The sequence below is a fragment of the Curtobacterium sp. PhB172 genome (genome assembly GCF_003752545.1).
GTDB lineage: Bacteria > Actinomycetota > Actinomycetes > Actinomycetales > Microbacteriaceae > Curtobacterium.
The window spans coordinates 119,960-139,435 of record NZ_RKIF01000010.1; the positions used below are offsets into that span (position 1 = coordinate 119,960).

17 protein-coding genes are annotated in these 19,476 nt (G+C 72.0%); 11 read left to right on the forward strand and 6 right to left on the reverse strand.

What is annotated here, in order from left to right:
- The first annotated feature begins 86 nt into the window (after positions 1-86).
- From EDF42_RS19360 to EDF42_RS14735, 3 genes are all read left to right on the forward strand, one after another.
- A complete protein-coding gene (locus tag EDF42_RS19360; protein WP_148067797.1) occupies positions 87-1,646 on the forward strand; it encodes a hypothetical protein in 1,560 nt (519 codons plus the stop codon).
- 112 nt (positions 1,647-1,758) lie between these two features.
- Positions 1,759-2,442 (forward strand): class F sortase, encoded by a 684-nt coding sequence (locus EDF42_RS14730; protein ID WP_221181035.1) that lies wholly within the window; start codon positions 1,759-1,761, stop codon positions 2,440-2,442.
- A gap of 10 nt (positions 2,443-2,452) precedes the next feature.
- Positions 2,453-3,778 carry a threonine/serine exporter family protein gene (locus tag EDF42_RS14735; protein WP_123294738.1) on the forward strand — a complete coding sequence of 442 codons (1,326 nt, stop codon included), beginning with the start codon at positions 2,453-2,455 and terminating at the stop codon, positions 3,776-3,778.
- Positions 3,779-3,868: 90 nt separating this feature from the next.
- Here EDF42_RS14735 and EDF42_RS14740 read toward each other — a convergent pair whose 3' ends face one another.
- Positions 3,869-5,602 carry a class I adenylate-forming enzyme family protein gene (locus tag EDF42_RS14740; protein WP_123673256.1) on the reverse strand — a complete coding sequence of 578 codons (1,734 nt, stop codon included), beginning with the start codon at positions 5,600-5,602 and terminating at the stop codon, positions 3,869-3,871.
- A gap of 92 nt (positions 5,603-5,694) precedes the next feature.
- Positions 5,695-8,103 carry an Ig-like domain-containing protein gene (locus tag EDF42_RS19365; protein WP_148067799.1) on the reverse strand — a complete coding sequence of 803 codons (2,409 nt, stop codon included), beginning with the start codon at positions 8,101-8,103 and terminating at the stop codon, positions 5,695-5,697.
- A 228-nt stretch (positions 8,104-8,331) separates the two neighbouring features.
- Here EDF42_RS19365 and EDF42_RS14750 point away from each other — a divergent pair, with 228 nt between their 5' ends.
- Positions 8,332-8,913 (forward strand): LemA family protein, encoded by a 582-nt coding sequence (locus EDF42_RS14750; protein ID WP_111084820.1) that lies wholly within the window; start codon positions 8,332-8,334, stop codon positions 8,911-8,913.
- Positions 8,914-8,932: 19 nt separating this feature from the next.
- Entirely contained in the window at positions 8,933-9,835 is a 903-nt protein-coding gene (locus tag EDF42_RS14755) for a M48 family metalloprotease (RefSeq protein WP_111084819.1), read from the forward strand.
- A gap of 6 nt (positions 9,836-9,841) precedes the next feature.
- Here the strand turns inward: EDF42_RS14755 and EDF42_RS14760 are convergent, their stop codons facing one another.
- Positions 9,842-11,113: a winged helix-turn-helix domain-containing protein gene (locus EDF42_RS14760; RefSeq protein ID WP_123673029.1), complete on the reverse strand. Its 1,272-nt coding sequence runs from the start codon at positions 11,111-11,113 to the stop codon at positions 9,842-9,844.
- A 92-nt stretch (positions 11,114-11,205) separates the two neighbouring features.
- Between EDF42_RS14760 and EDF42_RS14765 the strand changes: the two genes are divergently transcribed.
- Together EDF42_RS14765 and ilvA are read left to right on the forward strand one after the other, a co-directional pair.
- Complete coding sequence (locus EDF42_RS14765) at positions 11,206-12,456, forward strand: AI-2E family transporter (RefSeq protein ID WP_123340648.1); 1,251 nt, start codon at positions 11,206-11,208, stop codon at positions 12,454-12,456.
- A gap of 62 nt (positions 12,457-12,518) precedes the next feature.
- Positions 12,519-13,778 carry a threonine ammonia-lyase gene (gene ilvA / locus EDF42_RS14770; protein ID WP_123340649.1) on the forward strand — a complete coding sequence of 420 codons (1,260 nt, stop codon included), beginning with the start codon at positions 12,519-12,521 and terminating at the stop codon, positions 13,776-13,778.
- A 237-nt stretch (positions 13,779-14,015) separates the two neighbouring features.
- Here the strand turns inward: ilvA and greA are convergent, their stop codons facing one another.
- Entirely contained in the window at positions 14,016-14,504 is a 489-nt protein-coding gene (gene greA / locus EDF42_RS14775; RefSeq protein WP_123673031.1) for a transcription elongation factor GreA, read from the reverse strand.
- Positions 14,505-14,575: 71 nt separating this feature from the next.
- Positions 14,576-15,226 carry a DUF4307 domain-containing protein gene (locus tag EDF42_RS19265; protein ID WP_260235519.1) on the reverse strand — a complete coding sequence of 217 codons (651 nt, stop codon included), beginning with the start codon at positions 15,224-15,226 and terminating at the stop codon, positions 14,576-14,578.
- Between EDF42_RS19265 and mca the strand changes: the two genes are divergently transcribed.
- Together mca and EDF42_RS14790 are read left to right on the forward strand one after the other, a co-directional pair.
- Positions 15,111-16,001, forward strand: a complete 891-nt coding sequence (mca, locus tag EDF42_RS14785; protein WP_123673033.1) for a mycothiol conjugate amidase Mca — start codon at positions 15,111-15,113, stop codon at positions 15,999-16,001. The two genes, EDF42_RS19265 and mca, sit on opposite strands and share 116 nt — an antisense overlap.
- Complete coding sequence (locus EDF42_RS14790; RefSeq protein ID WP_123294745.1) at positions 15,998-16,303, forward strand: hypothetical protein; 306 nt, start codon at positions 15,998-16,000, stop codon at positions 16,301-16,303. The genes mca and EDF42_RS14790 overlap by 4 nt, the downstream gene beginning before the upstream one ends.
- A gap of 145 nt (positions 16,304-16,448) precedes the next feature.
- Here the strand turns inward: EDF42_RS14790 and EDF42_RS14795 are convergent, their stop codons facing one another.
- Positions 16,449-17,156, reverse strand: coding sequence for a hemolysin III family protein (locus EDF42_RS14795; protein WP_123673035.1), 708 nt, complete (start codon positions 17,154-17,156; stop codon positions 16,449-16,451).
- A 95-nt stretch (positions 17,157-17,251) separates the two neighbouring features.
- Here EDF42_RS14795 and EDF42_RS14800 point away from each other — a divergent pair, with 95 nt between their 5' ends.
- Both EDF42_RS14800 and EDF42_RS14810 read left to right on the forward strand, forming a co-directional pair.
- Positions 17,252-18,037 carry an isoprenyl transferase gene (locus EDF42_RS14800; protein WP_185040973.1) on the forward strand — a complete coding sequence of 262 codons (786 nt, stop codon included), beginning with the start codon at positions 17,252-17,254 and terminating at the stop codon, positions 18,035-18,037.
- Positions 18,038-18,233: 196 nt separating this feature from the next.
- On the forward strand, positions 18,234-19,343 hold the full coding sequence (locus EDF42_RS14810) for an aminotransferase class V-fold PLP-dependent enzyme (protein ID WP_123673041.1): 1,110 nt from the start codon (positions 18,234-18,236) through the stop codon (positions 19,341-19,343).
- Positions 19,344-19,476 lie beyond the last annotated feature (133 nt).

Sequence of the window (19,476 nt, forward strand, 5' to 3'; positions counted from 1 at the left end):
CGAACATGTCTAGTCGACCCAAAGTTAGGGTTGCCTTACCTAACTCCTGTCCCTATGCTCAGGGAGTTAGGTAAGGCTACCCAAACTTGGAGACCACCCGAATGCACCTGTCCTCTCCTCGCGCCCGGCGTCTGGCCGCCGGCGCGACCGCCGTCGCCGTCGGCGCGACGATCGCCGCGGCCGCCGCGCTCGGCGCCGCCCCCGCGAACGCCGCCTCCGCCGACGTCACCGACGCGTCGCTGTCCTGGAGCCTCAGCAACGAGGCCAACGCCGGCGCCTACTTCGGCGGCTGCAACTTCCTGTCCGCCGGGGTCGCCGGCAACTCGGGTGCCTCGGCTCCGTGGACCGCGACCAACCCGTCGCCCGGCTACGCCGCTTCGGCCGGCAACGTCTCGATCGCTTACCCGAAGGCCGCGGGCGGTACCTCGACCCCGACCTTCGCCACGAAGTGCCAGACCGGCGACGGCGCCACGGTCCGCCCGGGCACCACGACCGCCGGGGTCCTGACGCTCGCCGCGGGGACGGGCACCGTCGACGCCGCAGCCGGCACCGCGGACATCGCGTGGGACGGCGGCTTCACGGTCGCGTTCTACGGCGGCCTGACCTACTGGTCCGCCGAGGACCCGGAACTGCACGTCGCAGCGGACGGCACGGGTGAGCTCACCGCGACGGTCTCGGGCTACGCGGCCTCGCGCGACGGGGGCAGCTGGGCGCCGCTGACGCCGCGCACGGTGCACCTCGCCACCCTCACCGACGTCGACGTCACGAGCTCGGGCATCACCGTGAGCCCGGACTGGCAGGGCGTCGAGCCCGCGTCGGCGACGAGCCTGAACAAGACGAACGCCGACTGGGGCTCGTGGCCGGCGGACTTCGTCGACTTCCAGAACGAGACCGGTCAGAGCTCGTACTGGTACACGTCCGGCGCGAACGACGCCGCGGCCAAGAAGCCGCAGCCGATCTCGATCGCGTACACGGCGGCCGAGGCACCCACGCCCGAGCCGACCACCCCGGTGACGACGGAGCCGACGACCGAGCCGAGCGAGCCCGGCACGCCGGAGCCGACGACCGAGCCGAGCGAGCCCGGTACGCCGGAGCCGACGACCGAGCCGAGCGAGCCCGGTACGCCGGAGCCGACGACCGTGCCGAGCGAGCCCGGCACCCCGGAGCCCACGACCGGCCCGACCACCCCCGCGCCGTCGCTCAGCACCGGTGGCACCACCACCTTCACGGTCGGCGACTCGGTGCCGCTGCGCGCCGAGGGCCTGCCGGCTGCGACGGAGTACTCGATCGTGCTGCACAGCGACCCCGTCGTCCTCGGCAAGGTGAACACCGACGCCGACGGTGCCTTCGCGACCTCGGTCGCGATCCCCGCGGACACCCCGGCTGGCGCACACACCATCGCGGTGGAGTCATCGGACGGCACCGCCGTGGTCTCGCTCGCCGTCACGGTCACCGCTGACGGCACCGTCGTCGTCGACCCGGTCGACACCACCACTGCCGTCACCACCGGCGCAGCCGTGAACACCGGAGGCACCGTCTCCGGCACCTCGGCCCTGCCGTGGATCGGCCTGTCGGCCGTCGGCGTCGTCGCCCTCGGCTCGGTCGCGTTCATCGCGTACCGCCGCCGCGTCACCCAGCAGGACTGACGCACCGGGATCCGTGGGGCGGTCGACCCCGCCACGCGGATCCCGACACCCAGGTGTCGGACGGGAGCGCGCCTCCCGTCCGACACGTCCGTCACCACCCCGGAAACGGAAGATGACCGCCCCTCGCACCAAGCCCCGCAGGCGGCGGCCCCGCCGTCGCGGCGGCGCGCTGCTCTGGATGATCGCCGTGCTCGCCGCGGCGACCCTCGTCGTCGGCGTGGTCGGTGTGGTCGCGGCGACCACCGGAGCGGCCTCGCCGACGGCGATCACCGGCACGTCGCTCGACGGCAAGCAGGTCACGCTCGACCCGGGCGAGTCGGGGACGGCGGCGTCTGCGTCGAACGCGGTCGCCGACACCGGCGTCCAGCTCGTGGTGCCGTCGGTCGGGCTCGAGGTGCCGCTCGGCGAACTGGACGCCGTCGACGGGCAGATCACGCCGCCGGGGTTCAGTGAGGCGTACCGGGTCCGCAATCTGGGGGTCCCGCTGGCGGACCGCGCGGACGGCACCGTGTTCGTCGTCATGCACTCGCTGCGGAACGGTGCGATCGGACCGGGCAACCTGCTCATCGACGTCGACGGGCAACGCTCCGAGGTCGCGGTCGGCAGCAGCGTCCGGATCGGCGACGCGCGGTGGACGGTGACCGGTTCCGAGCGGATCACGAAGGCGACCGTGGCCGCCGATGCCGACGTCTGGGCGGACGAGCCCGGCCGGCTCCTGCTCATCACGTGCCTGCAGCGGCCGGACGGCTCCGCCTCGGTCGACAACGTGGTCATCGAGGCCACGCTCGATCGCTAACATCGCCTGCGTGGTCGGACTCGGAAGCGCACTCGCGAACCTGCAGAACGCCCTCCGTCGGCCCGAGGCCCACGTCGAGGTCGTCGACGGCGAGACCGTCCCCGTCGGCATGCTCCTCGGCACGCTCGGTGCGCTGCTGCTCGACGCGGGCAGCTCCGTCACCGACGTCCGCTCGGCGCTCGAGAAGGCCCGCGACGCCGCCGGGGTCGGTCCGACCCTGGCGATCGGGGTGCTGCCGGCGCTCGTGATGGTGAGCGAGGTCTCGACCGGTGCGGCGACGATCGTGAACGCCGAGGGCGTCGAGCTGTCGTCGCGACAGGCTGCACGGGCGAACCGGGTCGTGCTCGGGTTGGAGAGCGGGTCCATCGCCCTCGCCGAGATCCCCGCGCGGGTCCGGGCCATCCGTGCCGGCACGGTCCCGCCGCCCGCGTTGCCGTGGATCCTCGGCAACGCGCTGACCTCCGCCGGGCTCGCCGTCGTGTTCCGGTGCCCGTGGTGGGCGATCCTGCTCGCACTCCTGGTCGGTGCGCTCGTCGGGGTCATCGGCCTGCTGCTCCGGCGCTTCCGCGAGGCCGTCGCGATCATCCCGTTCCTGGCGGCCTTCGTGTCGACGGCCATCGTCGGACTCGTCGCCGCGGGTGCCGGGTTCGAGCAGGTCCCGCTGTTCGCCGTGTGCGCCCCGGTGGCGGTGTTCGTCCCCGGTGCCCTCATCACGAACGCCCTGCTCGAACTGACCGCTGCGGACATCGTGACCGGGTCCTCGCGGCTGGTCCAGGGTCTCATCATGCTCGGCTTCATGGCGGCCGGCATCGCCTCGGGCAGTGCGCTGACCGGGCTGCACGTCGACCCGTCCTCGGCGGCGCTCGTCGGCGAGGTCGCCGGCGTCGGCACGGACCTGGCCGGGTGGGAGTCCGTGCCGTCCTACTGGGTGTCGTGGGTCGCCGTCGTGGTCCTGGCGGTCGGCCTCGGCCTGGTGTTCCGATCGGGCTGGCGGCTGACGCTCGTGTCGGTGGCGGTCATGGTCACCGCCTACGCCCTGGTGAGCGGGACGACGCCGGTGTGGGGGAGCGTCGTCGCGACCGGGGCGACGGCGGCCCTGTTGTTCGTCGCGACGCGGTTGCTCGAGCGGCTCGTGCCGGCGATCCCGGCGACGGTGTCGTTCTTCCCGGCGTTCCTGCTGCTCGTCCCCGGGACCGTCGGGCTGGTGGCGGTGGCCACGTTCGACCCCGAGTCCCTCGCGACGCCCCTGGCGACCTTCGTCAGCCTGTGCATCGGGACGAAGATCGGTGGGTTGCTGCCGGGCCTGTTCGCCCGGAACGCGCCGAGCCACACGTAGCGCCGGGTGGACGCGACCGGTGACGGACGGGAGGCGCGGGGCGGGGCCGCCACGGGCCTCCCGTCCGGCGCCGCGCACGTGCAGAACCCGCTACGGCTCGAGCAGTCGGCCCGCCGCCTGGTCCTCCGCTGCCGTCGCCTTGGCGAGGTAGTGCACCTTCTTGCCCGTCGCGTTGTAGGGCAGCTCGTCGACGAACCGGTACCGCCGCGGCCGCTTGTAGCGGGCGAGCCCGGGGTGCGAGCCCGTCCACTCTTCGAGCACGCCGGCGGCTGCGACGTCGTCGTCCGGTAGCCGTCCCGCTGCACGGACCACGTACGCCGTGACGACCTCGCCCCAACGCTCGTCCGGGATCCCGACGACGATCGAGTCGGCGACCCCCGGGTGCTCCTGCAGTGCAGCCTCGACCTGGACGGGGTGGACGTTCTCGCCGCCGGAGATGATCATGTCGTCCTTGCGACCGACGATCGTCACCCGCTCGTGCTCGTCCCACGTGGCGAGGTCGCCGGGGTAGAACCAGCCGTTCGCGAACTTCTCCGCCTCGAGCCCCGGGTTGCGGTACGAGTAGCCGGACTTCACGGTCCGGACCGCGAACTCGCCGATCTCGGAGCCGTCCTTCGGCACGGTGTCGCTCGGGTCGGCCAGGCGGTCCTCGTACACGCGCACCACCGCGACGTCGTCGTCCGTCGACGCGCGTCCGGTGGAGCCGGCACCGTCGGGGAAGTCCTCGGGACGCAGGAAGGTGTTCCAGAAGGTCTCGGTCGTGCCGTAGCCGTTGAAGATCCGCGGGGACAGCAGCTCCTGGTAGCGGAGTGCGGCGGCGCGGTCGAGCGGGGCACCCATCGTGACGATGCCGTGCAGGGACGACAGGTCGCGGGCACGAGCCTCTTGCGCGTTCGCGAGCTGCACCAGGTTCGGCGGCGCACCGATCAGGAAGGTCAGCCGCTCGGACTCGACCAGGTCGAGCACCCGCTCCGCCTCGAAGTGCCGCAGGGTGGTGAGCTCGGCGCCGACGTAGAACACCGGGTTCGGGCCGCCCGAGTACAGGCCGCCACGGTGGAACAGCGGCGACATGTTGAGCGTCTTGTCGAAGGGGCTGAGCGGGAAGTGCATGACGACGTCGTGGGCGCTGAGGACCTCGACCAGGCTCGGCAGGGGCACCGGCTTCGGTCGCCCGGTGGTGCCGGAGGTGTAGAGCCGGGTGGTCTCGTCGTAGGTGCTGCGGGGCTCGGTCGCGGCGAGCTCGGCGGGGGTGACCGGGTCGGCGGCGAGGAGGGCGGTGAACGGGACCCGCGCGTCGCGCGCGGCGTGGTCGTCGCGCGCGTCGGGGTCGTGCGCGTCGTGGTCGTGGTGTGCGACCTGGTCGTCGCCACCGACGACGACGATGTGGTCCGGACGGTGCGGCGCGGTCTCGAGCGCTCGAGCGATGTCGTCGCCGCGCACTGCGTCGTGCACCAGCACCACGGGCGCGGAGTCCTCGACGATGAAGGCGACCTCGTCGGGCGCGAGCCGGAAGTTCGTCGGCGAGAACACCGCGCCGATGCGGTGGCACGCCAGGTAGAGCATCGCGAACTCGGGCGAGTTGAACAGCTCGACCATCACGACCGAACCGCGACCGGCACCGTGCCGGACGAGCCACCCGCCGATGTGGTCGACGACGTCCCCGAGCTCCGCGTAGGTCCACGATCGACCCGTGTCCGGGTCGCGCAGCGCGGGCCGGTCCGCGAAGCGGTGGGTGTTCCGCGCGAAGCCGTTCGCGTACGTGTAGCTGCCCTCGAACACCTCGCGGAACCGCGTCGGGTCGTAGTCGGATCGGGTCTCGGTCATCATCGCTCCCTGGGGCGGTCGAACGGCGCGTCACGCACCGATCGTCACTGTATCCGCCGCGCGGGGACGGCGGACGGGAGGCCCGGTGCGGGTCAGGCGGCCGCGTCCGGTCGCGCGGTGCGCGCCCAGAACCAAGCCCCGATCGCGCCCGCCACGCAGGCCGCGCCGACCGCACCGAGCAGCACCGGCGACGCGTGGGTCCCCGCGGGACCCGAGTAGACCGCGGCGGTGAGCGCGACCGCGACGACCGCCAGTGCCACGTACCGGCCACGCGAGGCCATCAGGACCGCACTGCCGGCCGACCCGGCGAACGGCAGCAGTGTCGCGACGACGGCACCGACCCCGCCGACGCACAGGGTGATGGCGAACTCCGACGTCAACGCGGACCAGAAGCCCCCGCCCGCGGTCAGGCTGTGGAGCACCCACCCCGCGGTCGCGAGTCCGAGCAGCGCAACCGTCCGCCAGGTCGCGCTCCGGGCACCGGCGGCGATCCCGGAGCCCAGGCGCAGTGCGGCGGTGTCCAGGTCGGGGCGTCCCGACGGCACGAGCACCACTCCGACGATCAGGGCGGGGGAGAGGTCCGCGGCCCGCGTGATCCCGCACGCCACGAGCGCCGCGAGCACCAGCCACGGGGACACCCGGAAGCCCACCGCACGGTGGTCGGGCCCGGCTGCCCACCGGGTCACGAGCACCACGGCCGCCGTGAGCACCGCGGTGCCGAGCAGCACGGCGATGGCGAGGCGGACGTAGCGGGCCTCGAGCGAGACGCCCACGCCGAGCAGCGTGCACAGGGCGGCGACGGCCACCGCGACGGTGATGGACACCCACGTCGGCAGCACGTCGTCGGACCCGGTGCGGTCCGAGCGCGAGCGGTTCCGCCCGAGCAGTCCGGCGAAGGGCGAGCGGATGCGCCCGCGGGCAGCGGCCGCGACGAGCGCGAGGGGTGCGGCGATCAACAGGAGGAACCCAGCGGCGACGGCCGTGGCGATCAGGACGGTCCGCCACGAGAACGCGGCCTGGATCGTCGGAACGGTGCGGTCGTAGGCGGTGGCGGCGGTCCAGTCGCCCGCGGGGCCCGACCAGTCGGTGTGGCCGCCGCCGGAGCCCGCGGCCCCGGGGATGCTCGTGCCGGTCGGGTCGGTGCCGTCACCGGGCGCTGCCGCCGATCCGAGGCCGTCGTCGCCGGTGCCGCCTGCGTTCCCGGTTCCGGCGCCGGCCGGGGTCTCCGCGTCGCCGGGGGTCTGGCCGTCACCCGGTGCGGTCGTGGTGCCGGTGGTGCCGGAGTCGGAGTCGGAGTCGGAGCCGTTGCCGTTGGTGCCGGTGCCGGTGCCGTTGGTGCCGGTGCCGTTGGTCGGTGCGACGCCGCCGGTGCCGGAGGTGCCGTTCGGGGTGCCCGAGGCTGACCACACCGTGACCTGCACGGCAGCGGACGATCGCGAGTAGTTGCCGGCGGCGTCGTGCTGCGTCGCGGTGAGGTCGTGTCCGCCGGCCCGCAGCTGCGACCCCGCGGTGGAGCAGGACCAGGAACCGTTCGCAGCGACCTCGGCCCGGCAGACGGGTGCGCGGTCGACGTAGACGGTCACGTCGGCACCGGGTTCGCCGGTGCCGCGGACGACCGTGGCACGCGAACCGACGCGGTCGCCGTCGTCGGGTGCGGTGATCCGCGGGGCTGCCGGTGCTGTGCGGTCGACCGTGATCCGCACCGGGGCCGACGACGCACTGCGCAGGTCGGAGCGGTAACCGCGCGCCGTGCTGGCGGTCTGCGAGGCGGTCACGGTGACGGTCGCGTCGGACCGCAGCGCGAGCGAGGTCACCCACCGACCGTCCGGGCCGACCGGGGCGGTCTGCTGCGTCGACGATCCGGAGACCGACAGCACCACGGTGGAACCGGGGAAGCCCGCGCCGGAGAGCGCGCCGCTGGTCGGGTGGTCGGACGCGATGGTCGGCGGCACGATGACGTCGGAGGCCGGGGCACTCGCGGGCGGCTGGCTCGGCGTGGTGACGTCCCGCACCGTGAAGACCTGCTGCGGACCCGACCGCACCGTACCGAGGCACGACCACGAACGGTTCGGCTGCACCTGGGCCGAGCACCCGGCCGAACCGGTCGACGCGGGGCCCGCGACGCGGACGACGTGCGCCGGGGTCCCGGTGCCGTGGAACCGTGCGGTGCTGCTCGTCACGTCCCCCGGGTCGGCGATGGTCGGTGCGACGGGCGGTCGTCCGGTGGACGCGGGCGGGGGCGTGGGGGTGCCGGGGCGACCGCTGCTCGGCGGGCCCACGAGTTCGCCCGGTGCGGGGGTCGCGGTGCTCGCGGCGCTGACGCGTTCGGTGGTCGCCTGTTCGTGGGCCGCTGTGCCGGCGAACGCGGGGGCGGCCGCCGCCGCCAGCAATGCCGCGGCGAGGACGGCCGTGGCCGAGGCGAGCGCGACGAACCGGGTACGACGACGAGGGCCGTCGCCCCCGACGGCCCGGTCGTCCACGTTGTCCCCTCGCGTGCTCACCGGCTCCATCCCACGTGATCCGGGCCGCTGGGTCAATACACCTCGCGGATGATGTCCCGCATCCGGTCGTGTTCGCCCCGCAGCCCGAACGCCCGGTGTGCGTGACTCGGGAATCGCCCGTGAACCCTGATGGTCGACGCGAGCACCGCGGACGCGTCGGTAGACTTCACGACGGCCGTTCAGGCCACGCAGCACCGCGGATCCGAACGCGAGAAGGAGCACCCACGCATGGACACCGGACTCGTCACGACGCTGATCGTCGTCGGAGTGGTGGTGGTGATCCTGGTCATCATCGGGATCTACCTCTGGGTGACGTACAACTCGCTCGTCACGCTCAAGGTCCGTGTGGACGAGGCCTGGAGCGACATCTCGGTGCAGCTGAAGCGGCGCGCCGACCTGATCCCGACCATCGTCGACACGGTCAAGGGGTACGCCACCCACGAGAAGGCCGTCTTCGACGACGTCACCAAGGCGCGCTCCGAGACGCTGACGGCCGGTGACGCCGGCACGGCCTCCGCGGCCGAGGGACACATGCAGAAGGCGCTGAAGAGCGTGTTCGCGGTCGCCGAGGGGTACCCGCAGCTGCAGTCGAGCCAGAACTTCCTGCAGCTGCAGACCGAGCTCGTCGACACCGAGGACAAGATCCAGTCCGCCCGGCGCTTCTACAACGGCGGCGTGCGCGAGCTGAACACGAAGATCCGGGTCTTCCCGAACTCCACGTTCGCCAAGCGACGGGGCTTCGCCGAGGCGACGTTCTTCGAGACAGCCGAGCCGGCAGCCATCGCCGAGCCGCCGCGCGTCCAGTTCTGACCCCAGCCTCGCAGCTGCCGTGTACAGCGCCATCGCGCGGAACAAGCGCAACACCGTCGTCATCGTCCTGGTCTTCCTGCTGATCATCGGCGCGCTCGGGTTCCTCGGCGGCTACCTGGCGGGGAACGTTTCGATCGGCGTGATCGTGCTCGCCGTCGCCCTGGGCTACGCGGTGCTGCAGTACTTCTTCGCCGCTCGGCAGGCGACCGCCATCGCCGGTGGCATCGAGATCGACCGCACCTCCGAACCGCGGCTCTGGCGGACGGTCGAGAACCTGGCGATCTCGACCGGCATGCCGATGCCCCGGGTCTACGTCATCCAGGACCCGTCGCCGAACGCCTTCGCCACCGGGCGCGACCCGGAGCACGCCGTGGTCGCGGCGACGACCGGGCTGCTCCAGATCATGGACGACCAGGAGCTCCAGGGTGTGATGGCCCACGAACTCGGGCACGTCCGCAACTACGACATCCGGGTCTCGACGATGGTGTTCGGGCTGGTGGTCGCCGTCGGCCTGATCGCCGACGTGCTCCTGCGCATCTCGATCTTCAGCGGCCTGTCCGGCGGCCGGAACCGCAACTCGGACAACGGCGGTGGCGCGAACCCGGTACTGCTCATCGCCGGCATCGTGGCCGTCGTCGTGGCGCCGATCGCCGCCGCGGGCGTGCAGGCCGCGGTGTCCCGGCAGCGCGAGTACCTCGCCGACGCCACCGGTGCGATGACGACCCGTCACCCCGAGGGCCTCGCCCGGGCGCTCGAGAAGCTCGGCGCGTACGGCCGACCGATGCAGACGCAGAACTCGTCGATGGCGCACCTGTGGATCGCCGACCCGATGCGCCCCGGCGTGATGGACCGGCTGTTCTCGACGCACCCGCCGCTGCCGGACCGCATCGCACGGTTGCGGGCGAACGCCGACCGCTTCTGAGCCCGGTCAGGCCTCGACGGGGTCGAGTTGTTCCGTGGGTTCGGGGGCATCGGCGTCGTCGACGGCTTCGTGCGGGACCAGCGGGAGGCCGAGCGCACCGGCGACCGCGGCCGCAGCCGTGCCCCGATCGGTGACCTCGACCTCGTCGAGTCCCTGCCAGGCGGCGGTGCGTCGGAGGGTCTCGGCCAGCCGCTCGGCATCGAGGTGCTCGCCGGGCTCCTGCCACGCGGTACGGACCCGTAGGACGCCACGCTGCCGGTCGCTCTTCAGGTCGACCCGGCCGACGAGGCGGTCGTCCTGCAGCACGGGCAGCACGTAGTACCCGAACACACGCTTCGGCGCCGGTGTGTAGATCTCGATCCGGTAGTGGAACCCGTACATCCGCTCCGCCCGCCGGCGGAACCACACGACCGGGTCGAACGGGCTGAGCACCGCGTCGGCGGTCAGCTGCCGGGGCACCCGGGCATCGGGGTGGAGCCAGGCCCGCTCACCCCAGCCCTCGACCCGCACGGGCAGGAGCTCGCCGGCAGCGGTGAGCTCCGCGATGGCGCCGGCGGTGTCGTCCGACCGCAGTCGGTAGTAGTCGGCGATGTCCGCTCGGGTGCCGACCCCGAGGGCGCGGGTGGCGTGCCGGACGAGTTCGAGCACTGCGGCAGCGCGCGGCGGTGCCGTCTCGAGGAACCCGGCCGGCAGGACCTGCTCGGGCAGGGCGTACACGCGCTCGAAGCCCGACCGTCCGGCGCTCACGGCCTCGCCCCAGCGGAACATCTGCTCGAGCCCGAGTTTCACGTCGCTCCAGCCCCACCACGGACCACGGCGCACGTTCGACTCGTGCTCGACCGCGCTGGCCTGCATCGGCCCCTCGGCACGCAGGAGCGCGTGCAGCTCACGTCGGACCCCGGCGGTGCGGGTGACGCCGTCGATCCGGGTCGGGCCGGCGTCGCGCTCCCGCAGGGCGTCCATCCGCCAGCGGAACAGCCGCAGGTCGTCGCGCGGGATGAGGGCTGCCTCGTGCGCCCAGTACTCGGTGTAGGGCCCGGACCGGCCGAGGGTCAGTCGGTCGAGCGTGGACCGGTCGTACGCCCCCAGCCGTGCGAAGAGCGGCAGGTAGTGGCTGCGCTCGAACACGTTCACCGAGTCGATCTGCAGCAGCCCGAGCCGAGCGAACGCAGCGTTCACCGCACGCGTCGAGACGTCCGTCGCCGGTGGCCGACCGAACCCCTGCGCGGCGAGGGCGACGCGGCGGGCTTCGGCGGCGGAGAGCGAGGACCTGACCATGCGGCGACGCTACCGAACCCCGCCGACAGCGCGGCGTCCGAACGTATGCCGTATCTGGAACGCGAGGACGTTCGGATCGCTAGGATCGGCCCATGGCCTGGGGAAAGAAGACACCGCACGCGGATCCCGTCGTCGTCGATGACGCGGTGCCGCCCGGCATGCGGATCGCCGGCGCGTGGTCGTGGCGGATCCTCGTCGTGGTCGGCGTCGTCGCGGTGGTCATCTACCTGGTGACGCTGTTCAGCGAGATCCTCATCCCGTTCCTCATCGGCATCGTCGTCGCCGCGCTCCTGGTCCCGCTGTCGAACTGGATGCAGCGCCACCACGTGCCGAAGTGGCTCGCCGTCATCGTCAGCCTGGTCGGTGGGCTCGCCGCCGTCGGGGCGCTCATCTGGCTCGTCGTCGACCAGATCGCCGCCGCCTACCCGTCGCTCCGCGACCGAACCCTGTCGCAGTACGACAACATCCGCGACTTCGTGCTCAGCTCCGGGCTCGGGATCAGTCAGAAGGACCTGAACTCCTACCTCAACCAGGCGACCGACTGGCTGCAGAGCAACTCCGGCTCGATCCTGTCCGGAGTGGCCAGCGCGGGGTCGTCGCTGACGCACATCCTCACCGGCCTGTTCATCGTCATCTTCACGGTGATCTTCCTGCTCATCGACGGCAAGAACGTCTGGCGCTGGACGGTCCGGCTCTTCCCGAAGAACGCCCGCAGCGCGATCGACGGCGCCGGGGTCGCCGGCTGGACGACGTTGACGAGCTTCATCCGGGTGCAGATCTTCGTCGCGTTCGTCGACGCCGTCGGCATCGGCCTCGGTGCGTTCTTCCTGCAGCTGCCGCTCGTCGTGCCGATCGCGGTCTTCGTGTTCCTCGGGTCGTTCATCCCGGTCGTCGGTGCGATCGTCACCGGGTTCCTGGCGGTGTTCGTCGCCCTGGTCTTCAACGGCCCGGTGGCGGCGGTCATCATGCTCGGCGTGATCCTCGTCGTGCAGCAGGTCGAGGGACACATCCTGCAGCCGCTCGTCATGGGCAGCGCCGTCAAGGTGCACCCGCTCGCCGTCGTCCTCGGGGTCACCGCGGCGTCGGGTCTCGCGGGCATCGCGGGCGCGTTCTTCGCCGTCCCGCTCATCGCCACCGTCAACTCCATGGTCACGACCATCTCGAGCGGCCGGTGGAAGACGATGGACTCCGACCACGTGCTCGAGGCCAAGCAGGACGCGCACGACGAGAACGTCCGGACCAAGCGCCGGCGCAAGATCCTCAAGCTGCGCAAGCGCCGTGGCGACGTCCCGAAGCCGGGCACCGACGAGCAGCCGACCGCGGTCAAGGGGACGGCAGGCTGACGCTGAACGATCCCTCGTGTCACGGGTTCGCCGCGGACGCCCGGAACGACGATGATGGGGGAGTGACCGACACCAGCGCCTCCCAGCACACGCTCGCCGCGATCCCCACCCTCGCGGACATCGAGACGGCGCGGGAGACCATCTCGGGCGTCGCGCGCGTCACCCCGATGGAGACCTCGCAGTTCCTGGCCGAAGTGCTCGGTTCACCGGTGCACCTGAAGTGCGAGAACCTGCAGCGCACCGGCGCGTACAAGGTCCGCGGCGCCTACAACCGCCTGTCCACCCTGTCCGAGGAACAGCGCGCCAAGGGCGTCGTCGCGGCCAGTGCCGGCAACCACGCCCAGGGCGTCGCCCTCGCCGCCCGCGAGCTCGGCATCCCGGCGACGATCTTCACCCCGGTCGGCGTCGCGCTGCCGAAGCTGCAGGCCACCCGCCACTACGGCGCCGAGGTCGTGCTGCGCGGCCACTCGGTGGAGGAAGCCCTGAGCGCCGCCAAGGACTTCGCCGCGCACACCGGAGCGGTCTTCATCCCGCCGTTCGACCACCCCGCCGTCATCGCCGGCCAGGGGACCCTCGGCCTCGAGATCATCGACCAGGTGCCCGACGTCGACACCGTCGTCGTCCCGATCGGCGGCGGCGGAGTCATCTCCGGCATCGCCCTCGCCGTGAAGGGCATGGCCGAGCGGCTCGGACGACCGATCAAGGTCATCGGGGTGCAGGCCGAGAACGCCGCTGCGTACCCGTCGTCGATCCGCGCCGGCGAGCCCGTCACCATCACGACCACACCGACGATCGCCGACGGCATCGCGGTCGCCCGCCCCGGCGACCTGAACTTCCCGATCATCCGCGACCTGGTCGACGACATCGTCACGGTCTCCGACGACGACACCGCCCGCGCCCTGCTCGTGCTGCTCGAGCGTGCGAAGCTCGTGGTCGAGGCCGCCGGTGCCGTCGGCGTCGCCGCGATCATGTCCGGTGCGGTCCGCGACACCGGGCGCACCGTCGTGCTGCTGAGCGGCGGCAACATCGACCCGCTCATGATGGAGCGTGTGATCACCCGCGGTCTCGTCGCTGCGTCGCGCTACATCGGCATCCGCATCATGCTGCCGGACCGTCCCGGCCAGCTCGCCCGGGTCGCCCAGGTGATCTCGGACGCCGGCGCGAACGTGGTCGAGGTCCTGCACACCCGCCACGGACAGGGCCTGGTCATCAACGAGGTGGCCCTCGACCTGTCGATCGAGGCGCGTGGCCCCGAGCACGCACAAGAGGTCATCCAGCGCCTGCACGAGGTCGGCTTCCGCCCGGAGCTCCTCGAGCACTAGTCCTGCGTACGCGTCCTGCGACGACGGGCGGTGCGACAACGTCGACGTCGTGCGACACCGAGAACGTCGTTCTTGCGCGCGTGCAACTGTTGCGGCCGCTGGGGAGCGACAACGTCGCTGTCGTACGACGTCGGTGGTGTCGTTCCGAGTCAGGCGCGGGCCGTGGACGCGACCGACAGACGGACAGGAGGCCCGTGGCGGTGTCGCCCCGGGCCTCCTGTCCGTCTGTGGTGCTGCCTACGGCTCGTAGCGCTCGATCTTGACGACCTCGACCGCGATCTCCTTGCCGTTCGGCGCCGTGTAGGTGGCCTCGTCGCCGGCCTTGAGGCCGACGATCGCCGCGCCGACGGGGCTGACCGGGCTGTAGACGGTCAGGTCGGAGCCCTCGGCGACGATCTCGCGACTGCCGACCAGGAACGTCGACTCGTCGCCCGCGATGACCGCGGTGACGACGGTGCCGGGCTCGACCGTGCCGTCGAAGACGGCTTCGCTGACGGTCGCGTGCTTGAGGAGGTTCGTGAGGACGCGGATGCGCGCCTCGATCTTGCCCTGCTCGTCCTTGGCGGCGTGGTAGCCGCCGTTCTCCTTGAGGTCGCCCTCTTCGCGAGCGGCCTCGATGCGGCGCGCGATCTCGGCACGGCCCTCGCCGCTCAGCTCGTCGAGCTCCGCCTGGAGACGGTCGTGCGCCTCCTGGGTCAGCCAGGTGACCTGCGTGTCGTTGCTCATCTTCTGTCCCTTCGACCATGAAAAAACGAGACCGGCCGAGTGGTCGGTCTCGAGAGGCGAATCAGGACAGTCTAGGGAATCCAGCAGTCGTGGATCAAGCCGGTGACGCCACGGGTCGTGGTCGTCACCTCGGTGCTGACACTGCGGGTGCGCTGCTCGGACGGTGCGAGGGTGATCTCCTTCCAGCCCACGATCGAGTAGCTCTTGTCGAGGACCTGGACGGCGCACTTCGCCCGGACGCCCGGGTCGACGGAGACCTGCGAGTGCACGACCGTGCTGTGCTGGGAGAGGACCTCGTACCCCACGACGTCGTCGGTGAGGCCGCGGTCGGACTGGTCGAGACCCGCCCAGATCACCCAGGCGGCGAAGACCACGACCACGGCGATGGCGGCGGTGATCGCGACGGCCTTGCTGCGGCGCGCTCGGGCCGGGGTGCGGCCGTAGCGGTCGTCGAGGGTGGCGGTGCGGTGCTGTTCGGACAGTTCGGGGCTCCCGGGGTGATTATCCTGATCCCAGGGTAGTTCACGCGTCGCTGTGCACTTCCCGTCCCCGCTCGTCCTCCGCTCGTCCTCCGCTCGCCCACGCTCACCCCCGTGAGGAAGTCCCGTGCCGTACCGCTTGCTGGCCGTCCACGCCCACCCCGACGACGAGTCGAGCAAGGGGGCGGCGACCGCGGCGAAGTACGTGGCCGAGGGGCACGAGGTGCTCGTCGTGTCCTGCACCGGGGGCGAGGCCGGCGACATCCTCAACGACAAGCTCGGCGAGCCCGCGACGAGCCGTGCGCACCGCGACATGGCCGGGTACCGCCGCGGTGAGATGGCCGCCGCGCAGGCAGCCCTCGGCATCGACCACCTGTGGCTCGGTTACCACGACTCCGGACTGCCTGACGCCGAGAAGGGCGAGACCGTCCGACCCGGCACGTTCTCGACCGTGCCGCTCGAGTACAGCACCGAGGCGCTCGTCCGGGTCATCCGCCGGTTCCGTCCGCACGTGCTCGTCACCTACGACGAGAACGGCGGCTACCCGCACCCCGACCACATCCGCACGCACGAGGTGTCCGTCGCCGCCTGGACGGCAGCGGCCGACCCCGCTGCGTACCCGGCGGCCGGCGAACCGTGGTCGATCGCCAAGCTCTACTACGAGCGCACGATGAACCCGCGCCGCTTCCGCACGATCTTCGAGGCGCTGCAGGACCGCGACCCGGACAGCCCCGCGATCGAGCAGCTGCGCGAGTGGGTCGAGCGGTTCGCCGACCGGCCCGACCTCGCGACCACGCACGTCGACGTGCACGAGTACTTCGACCAGCGCGACGCCGCGCTCCGCGCCCACGCCAGCCAGGTGGCACCGGACAGTGCGTTCTTCTACTGGCCGAACGACCTCCTGGCCACGGTGTGGCCGACCGAGGACTACCAGCTCGTGGAGGCCCGCGTGCCGACCGAGCTCCCGGAGACCGATCTGTTCGCCGGGATCCCTGCCGACAAGGAACCGACCCCGTGAGCTCCATCGCGGCGGCACTCGCCGCCACCCCCAGTCCCAGCCCCAGCGTCGTGCCGGACGTGAACGTCACCCCCGGTGTCGTCGGGTTCATCGCCATCGCGCTGGTGGCGATCGCGACGATCGTCCTGGTCGTGGACATGACCCGGCGCATCCGCCGGACGCGCTACCGGTCGGAGATCCGCGAGCGTCTCGAGGCGGAAGCGAACGGCACCGCGGTCGACGGTCCGGCGACGGACGAGTCGGAGCGGCGTGCGGCCGAGGACGGCCGAGCCGACGTCGGGGACGACACCGAGCGCGGTTGACGCGCTAGCGCACCGGCCGGAACCGGGCGTACATGGTCGGATCGGGCGTACCTGGACGGATCGGGCGTACCTGGTCGAGAGTTCCGGGTGAGTACGCCCGGAACGACCAGGCATCGCGCGCGTTCTGGGAAGGAACGTGCGACCGTCAGCGCACCGGGTCAAGAGCGACGATGAGCACGCCGACCCACTGCGCGCCGAAGGCCACGACCGTCAGGGCGTGGAACACCTCGTGGAAGCCGAACTGGGTCGGCACCGGGTTCGGCCGCTTGAAGCCGTAGACCAGCGCGCCGACGATGTAGGCAGCGCCGCCGGACAGGATGAGCACCGTCATCGGGACGCTCGCCGCGAAGAACTGCGGCAGCAGCCCGAGCGCCGCGCACCCGAGCACCAGGTAGATCGGCACGTACAGCCACCGGGGCGCGTTGATCCACAGCACCCGGAACGCGATGCCGAGGGCGGCGCCGGACCACATCACCCAGAGCACGACCACCATCAGGGTGTGCGGCAGGGCGCAGATCGCGATCGGCGTGTAGGTGCCGGCGATGAGCAGCAGGATGTTCGTGTGGTCGATGCGCTTGAGCACCGCCTTGACGGTCGGCCCCCACGGGAACCGGTGGTACGTCGCGGAGACCCCGAACATGGCCAGCGACGTGGCCATGAACACCGCGCTGCCGACCTTCGCCGCGGTGCTGTCGGCCAGGGCGATGAGGACGATGCCCATCGCGATGGCGAACGGGAACGCACCGAGGTGGATCCACCCGCGCCAGGCGGGGCGGGTGTCCTCCGTGGTCGTCGCGGCCTCTTCGGTGAACGGGACGTGGGGGAGGGTGGCGGTCTCGTGCTCGTCCTGCATGTGCCGACTGTAAGCCCCGCGCCCGAACGGATGCCACGAGTTCCGGGGGAGCCGCACTCGGGACGCTCCGACCGACGGTGCACTACGCTCGGTGCGTGACCGGCAGGGTGGGATGGGCAGGACGAGGGATCCTCTACCGCGCCTACCAGAGCCGCATCCGCCGCCAGATCGAGGGCAGCGCGAAGCCGAAGCACGTCGCCATGATCGTCGACGGCAACCGTCGGTGGGCGAAGCAGCTCGGGCTCGAGTCCGCCGCGCACGGCCACCGCGCCGGCGCCGCGAAGATCCCGGAGTTCCTGACCTGGTGCGACGAGCTCGGCATCGAGGTCGTGACGCTCTACCTGCTCTCCGCCGACAACCTGACCGGACGTGCCGGAGCGGAACTCAGTGAGCTCGTCGGCATCATCGGCGACCTGGCCGGGGTGCTCGCCGACACCACGGACTGGCGCGTCCAGCACGTCGGGTCGAACGAGGGGCTGCCCGATTCGCTCGTGTCCGCGCTCGCGCAGGCCGAGGAGCGCACCGCCAGCCGGACCGGACTCCACATCAACCTGGCCGTCGGGTACGGCGGACGCCGCGAGATCGCCGACGCCATGCGCAGCATCGTGGAGTCGCACGGCGCGGGTGGCGGCACGATCGACACCCTGGCCGAGGTCCTGACCCCCGAGCTCATCGGCGACCACCTGTACACGCAGGGACAGCCCGACCCCGACCTGGTGATCCGGACCTCGGGCGAGCAGCGGCTGTCCGACTTCATGCTCTGGCAGAGCGCGCACAGCGAGTTCTACTTCGTCGAGGCGCTCTACCCCGACCTGCGCGAGGTCGACTTCCTGCGTGCCGTCCGCGACTTCGGGCTGCGGTCCCGACGCTTCGGCGGCTGAGGCGGCTGAGGCGGCTGAGGCGGCTGAGGCGGCTGAACCGGCTGAACCGGCTGAACCGGCTGAACCTGCTGTCCAGGCTGACTCGGCGGACGCTGCCCACACCGCGCACGGAGTGGCCACGTCCCGCGTCGCGTCGGCCGCGGCAGCCCCGTCCCAGTAGGCTCTCAGGGTTCGACACTGTGAAAGGTGCACCCCTGTGAACATCGACGAGTACGCCGCCGGCTTCTCCGAGGACCCCGGCTACCTCGACCACGCTGCGTTCGGCCCCGTGCAGACCGCCGTGCTCGAGGAGCAGCGCGTGCTCGGCACGATCCAGGAGCACATGCGATTCGGCGCCATGGAGACCCTCGACGAGCAGGACGCCCGAGTCCGCACGGTCGCCGCCCGCTTGGTCGGTCGCCGCGAGGACCAGGTCGTCTCGCAGACCGCGACGACGCCCGGCCTGCTGCACACCGCCTTCGGCCTGACCGGCGGCGTGCTGGTGTCGGCCGACGAGTACCCCTCGCTGCCGCTCGCGCTGGCGAGTGCCGCCTCGGCGACCGGCGGCCGCGTCCAGCCCGTCGTCATCGAGTCCGGTGCCGGGTGGATGACCCCCTCGCTCATCCAGGAGCGCCTGACCGACGACGTGACGGCCGTGGCGGTGTCGCTGGTCGACTGGCGCACCGGCTACCTGGCCGACCTCGCCGGCATCCGCGAGGTCATCGGAGACCGCCTGCTGATCCTCGACGCGATCCAGGGCTTCGGGGTCGTCGACGCCCCGTACGAGATCGCGGACGTCGTCGCCACCGGCGGCCAGAAGTGGCTGCACGCAGGCTGGGGCACGGGGTTCACCGCCTTCAGCGACCGTGCCCTGAACCGCCTGCGTCCGGCGCTGTCCGGCGCGCACGGCACCACCGGCTGGCCAGTGGACGTCCCCGCCGTGCGCCCGGGTGCCGCCGGCTACCAGATGACCCGCATCGACCCCATCGCGCAGGCCCGCCTCGCGGTGTCGCTGGACCGGCTGACCGCCGTCGGTGTCGCCGCCGTGCAGGAGCGCGTCACCGAGCGCGTCGAGCGCGTGTTCGCGATCGCGGACGAGTTCGGGCTCGAGGTCGAGTCCAGCCGTGACCCGCGCGAGCGCGCCGGCATCGTCGTGCTGCGGCCGGCCGAGGGACGCCTGACCGCGCTGTCCGCGGCGCTGCACAACCACGGCGTGACCGCGACGACGCGGCTCGGCGTCGCGCGGGTGTCGGTGTTCGCCTCGACGACGGACGAGACGCTGGACATGTTCCGGGACGCCTGCGTCTCGTACGCCACGCTGCAGTAACGCGCGCCCCACCGGCGGACGGGAGGCGCGGGGCGGCGCCGCCACGGGCCTCCCGTCCGGCATCCTGCCACGTCGACTGCCGGTGTCACGTTGTTCACGTGACCGTAACGCCGGGAACCGCGTGTCGCTGGCG

Excerpts from the sequence above, each read along its gene's own strand:
- EDF42_RS14730 (WP_221181035.1), top strand. The coding sequence starts at position 1,759 with ATGACCGCCCCTCGCACCAAGCCCCGCAGGCGGCGGCCCCGCCGTCGC.
- EDF42_RS14740 (WP_123673256.1), bottom strand. The coding sequence starts at position 5,602 with ATGACCGAGACCCGATCCGACTACGACCCGACGCGGTTCCGCGAGGTG.
- EDF42_RS14750 (WP_111084820.1), top strand. The coding sequence starts at position 8,332 with ATGGACACCGGACTCGTCACGACGCTGATCGTCGTCGGAGTGGTGGTG.
- EDF42_RS14760 (WP_123673029.1), bottom strand. The coding sequence starts at position 11,113 with ATGGTCAGGTCCTCGCTCTCCGCCGCCGAAGCCCGCCGCGTCGCCCTC.
- EDF42_RS14765 (WP_123340648.1), top strand. The coding sequence starts at position 11,206 with ATGGCCTGGGGAAAGAAGACACCGCACGCGGATCCCGTCGTCGTCGAT.
- greA (WP_123673031.1), bottom strand. The coding sequence starts at position 14,504 with ATGAGCAACGACACGCAGGTCACCTGGCTGACCCAGGAGGCGCACGAC.
- EDF42_RS14795 (WP_123673035.1), bottom strand. The coding sequence starts at position 17,156 with ATGCAGGACGAGCACGAGACCGCCACCCTCCCCCACGTCCCGTTCACC.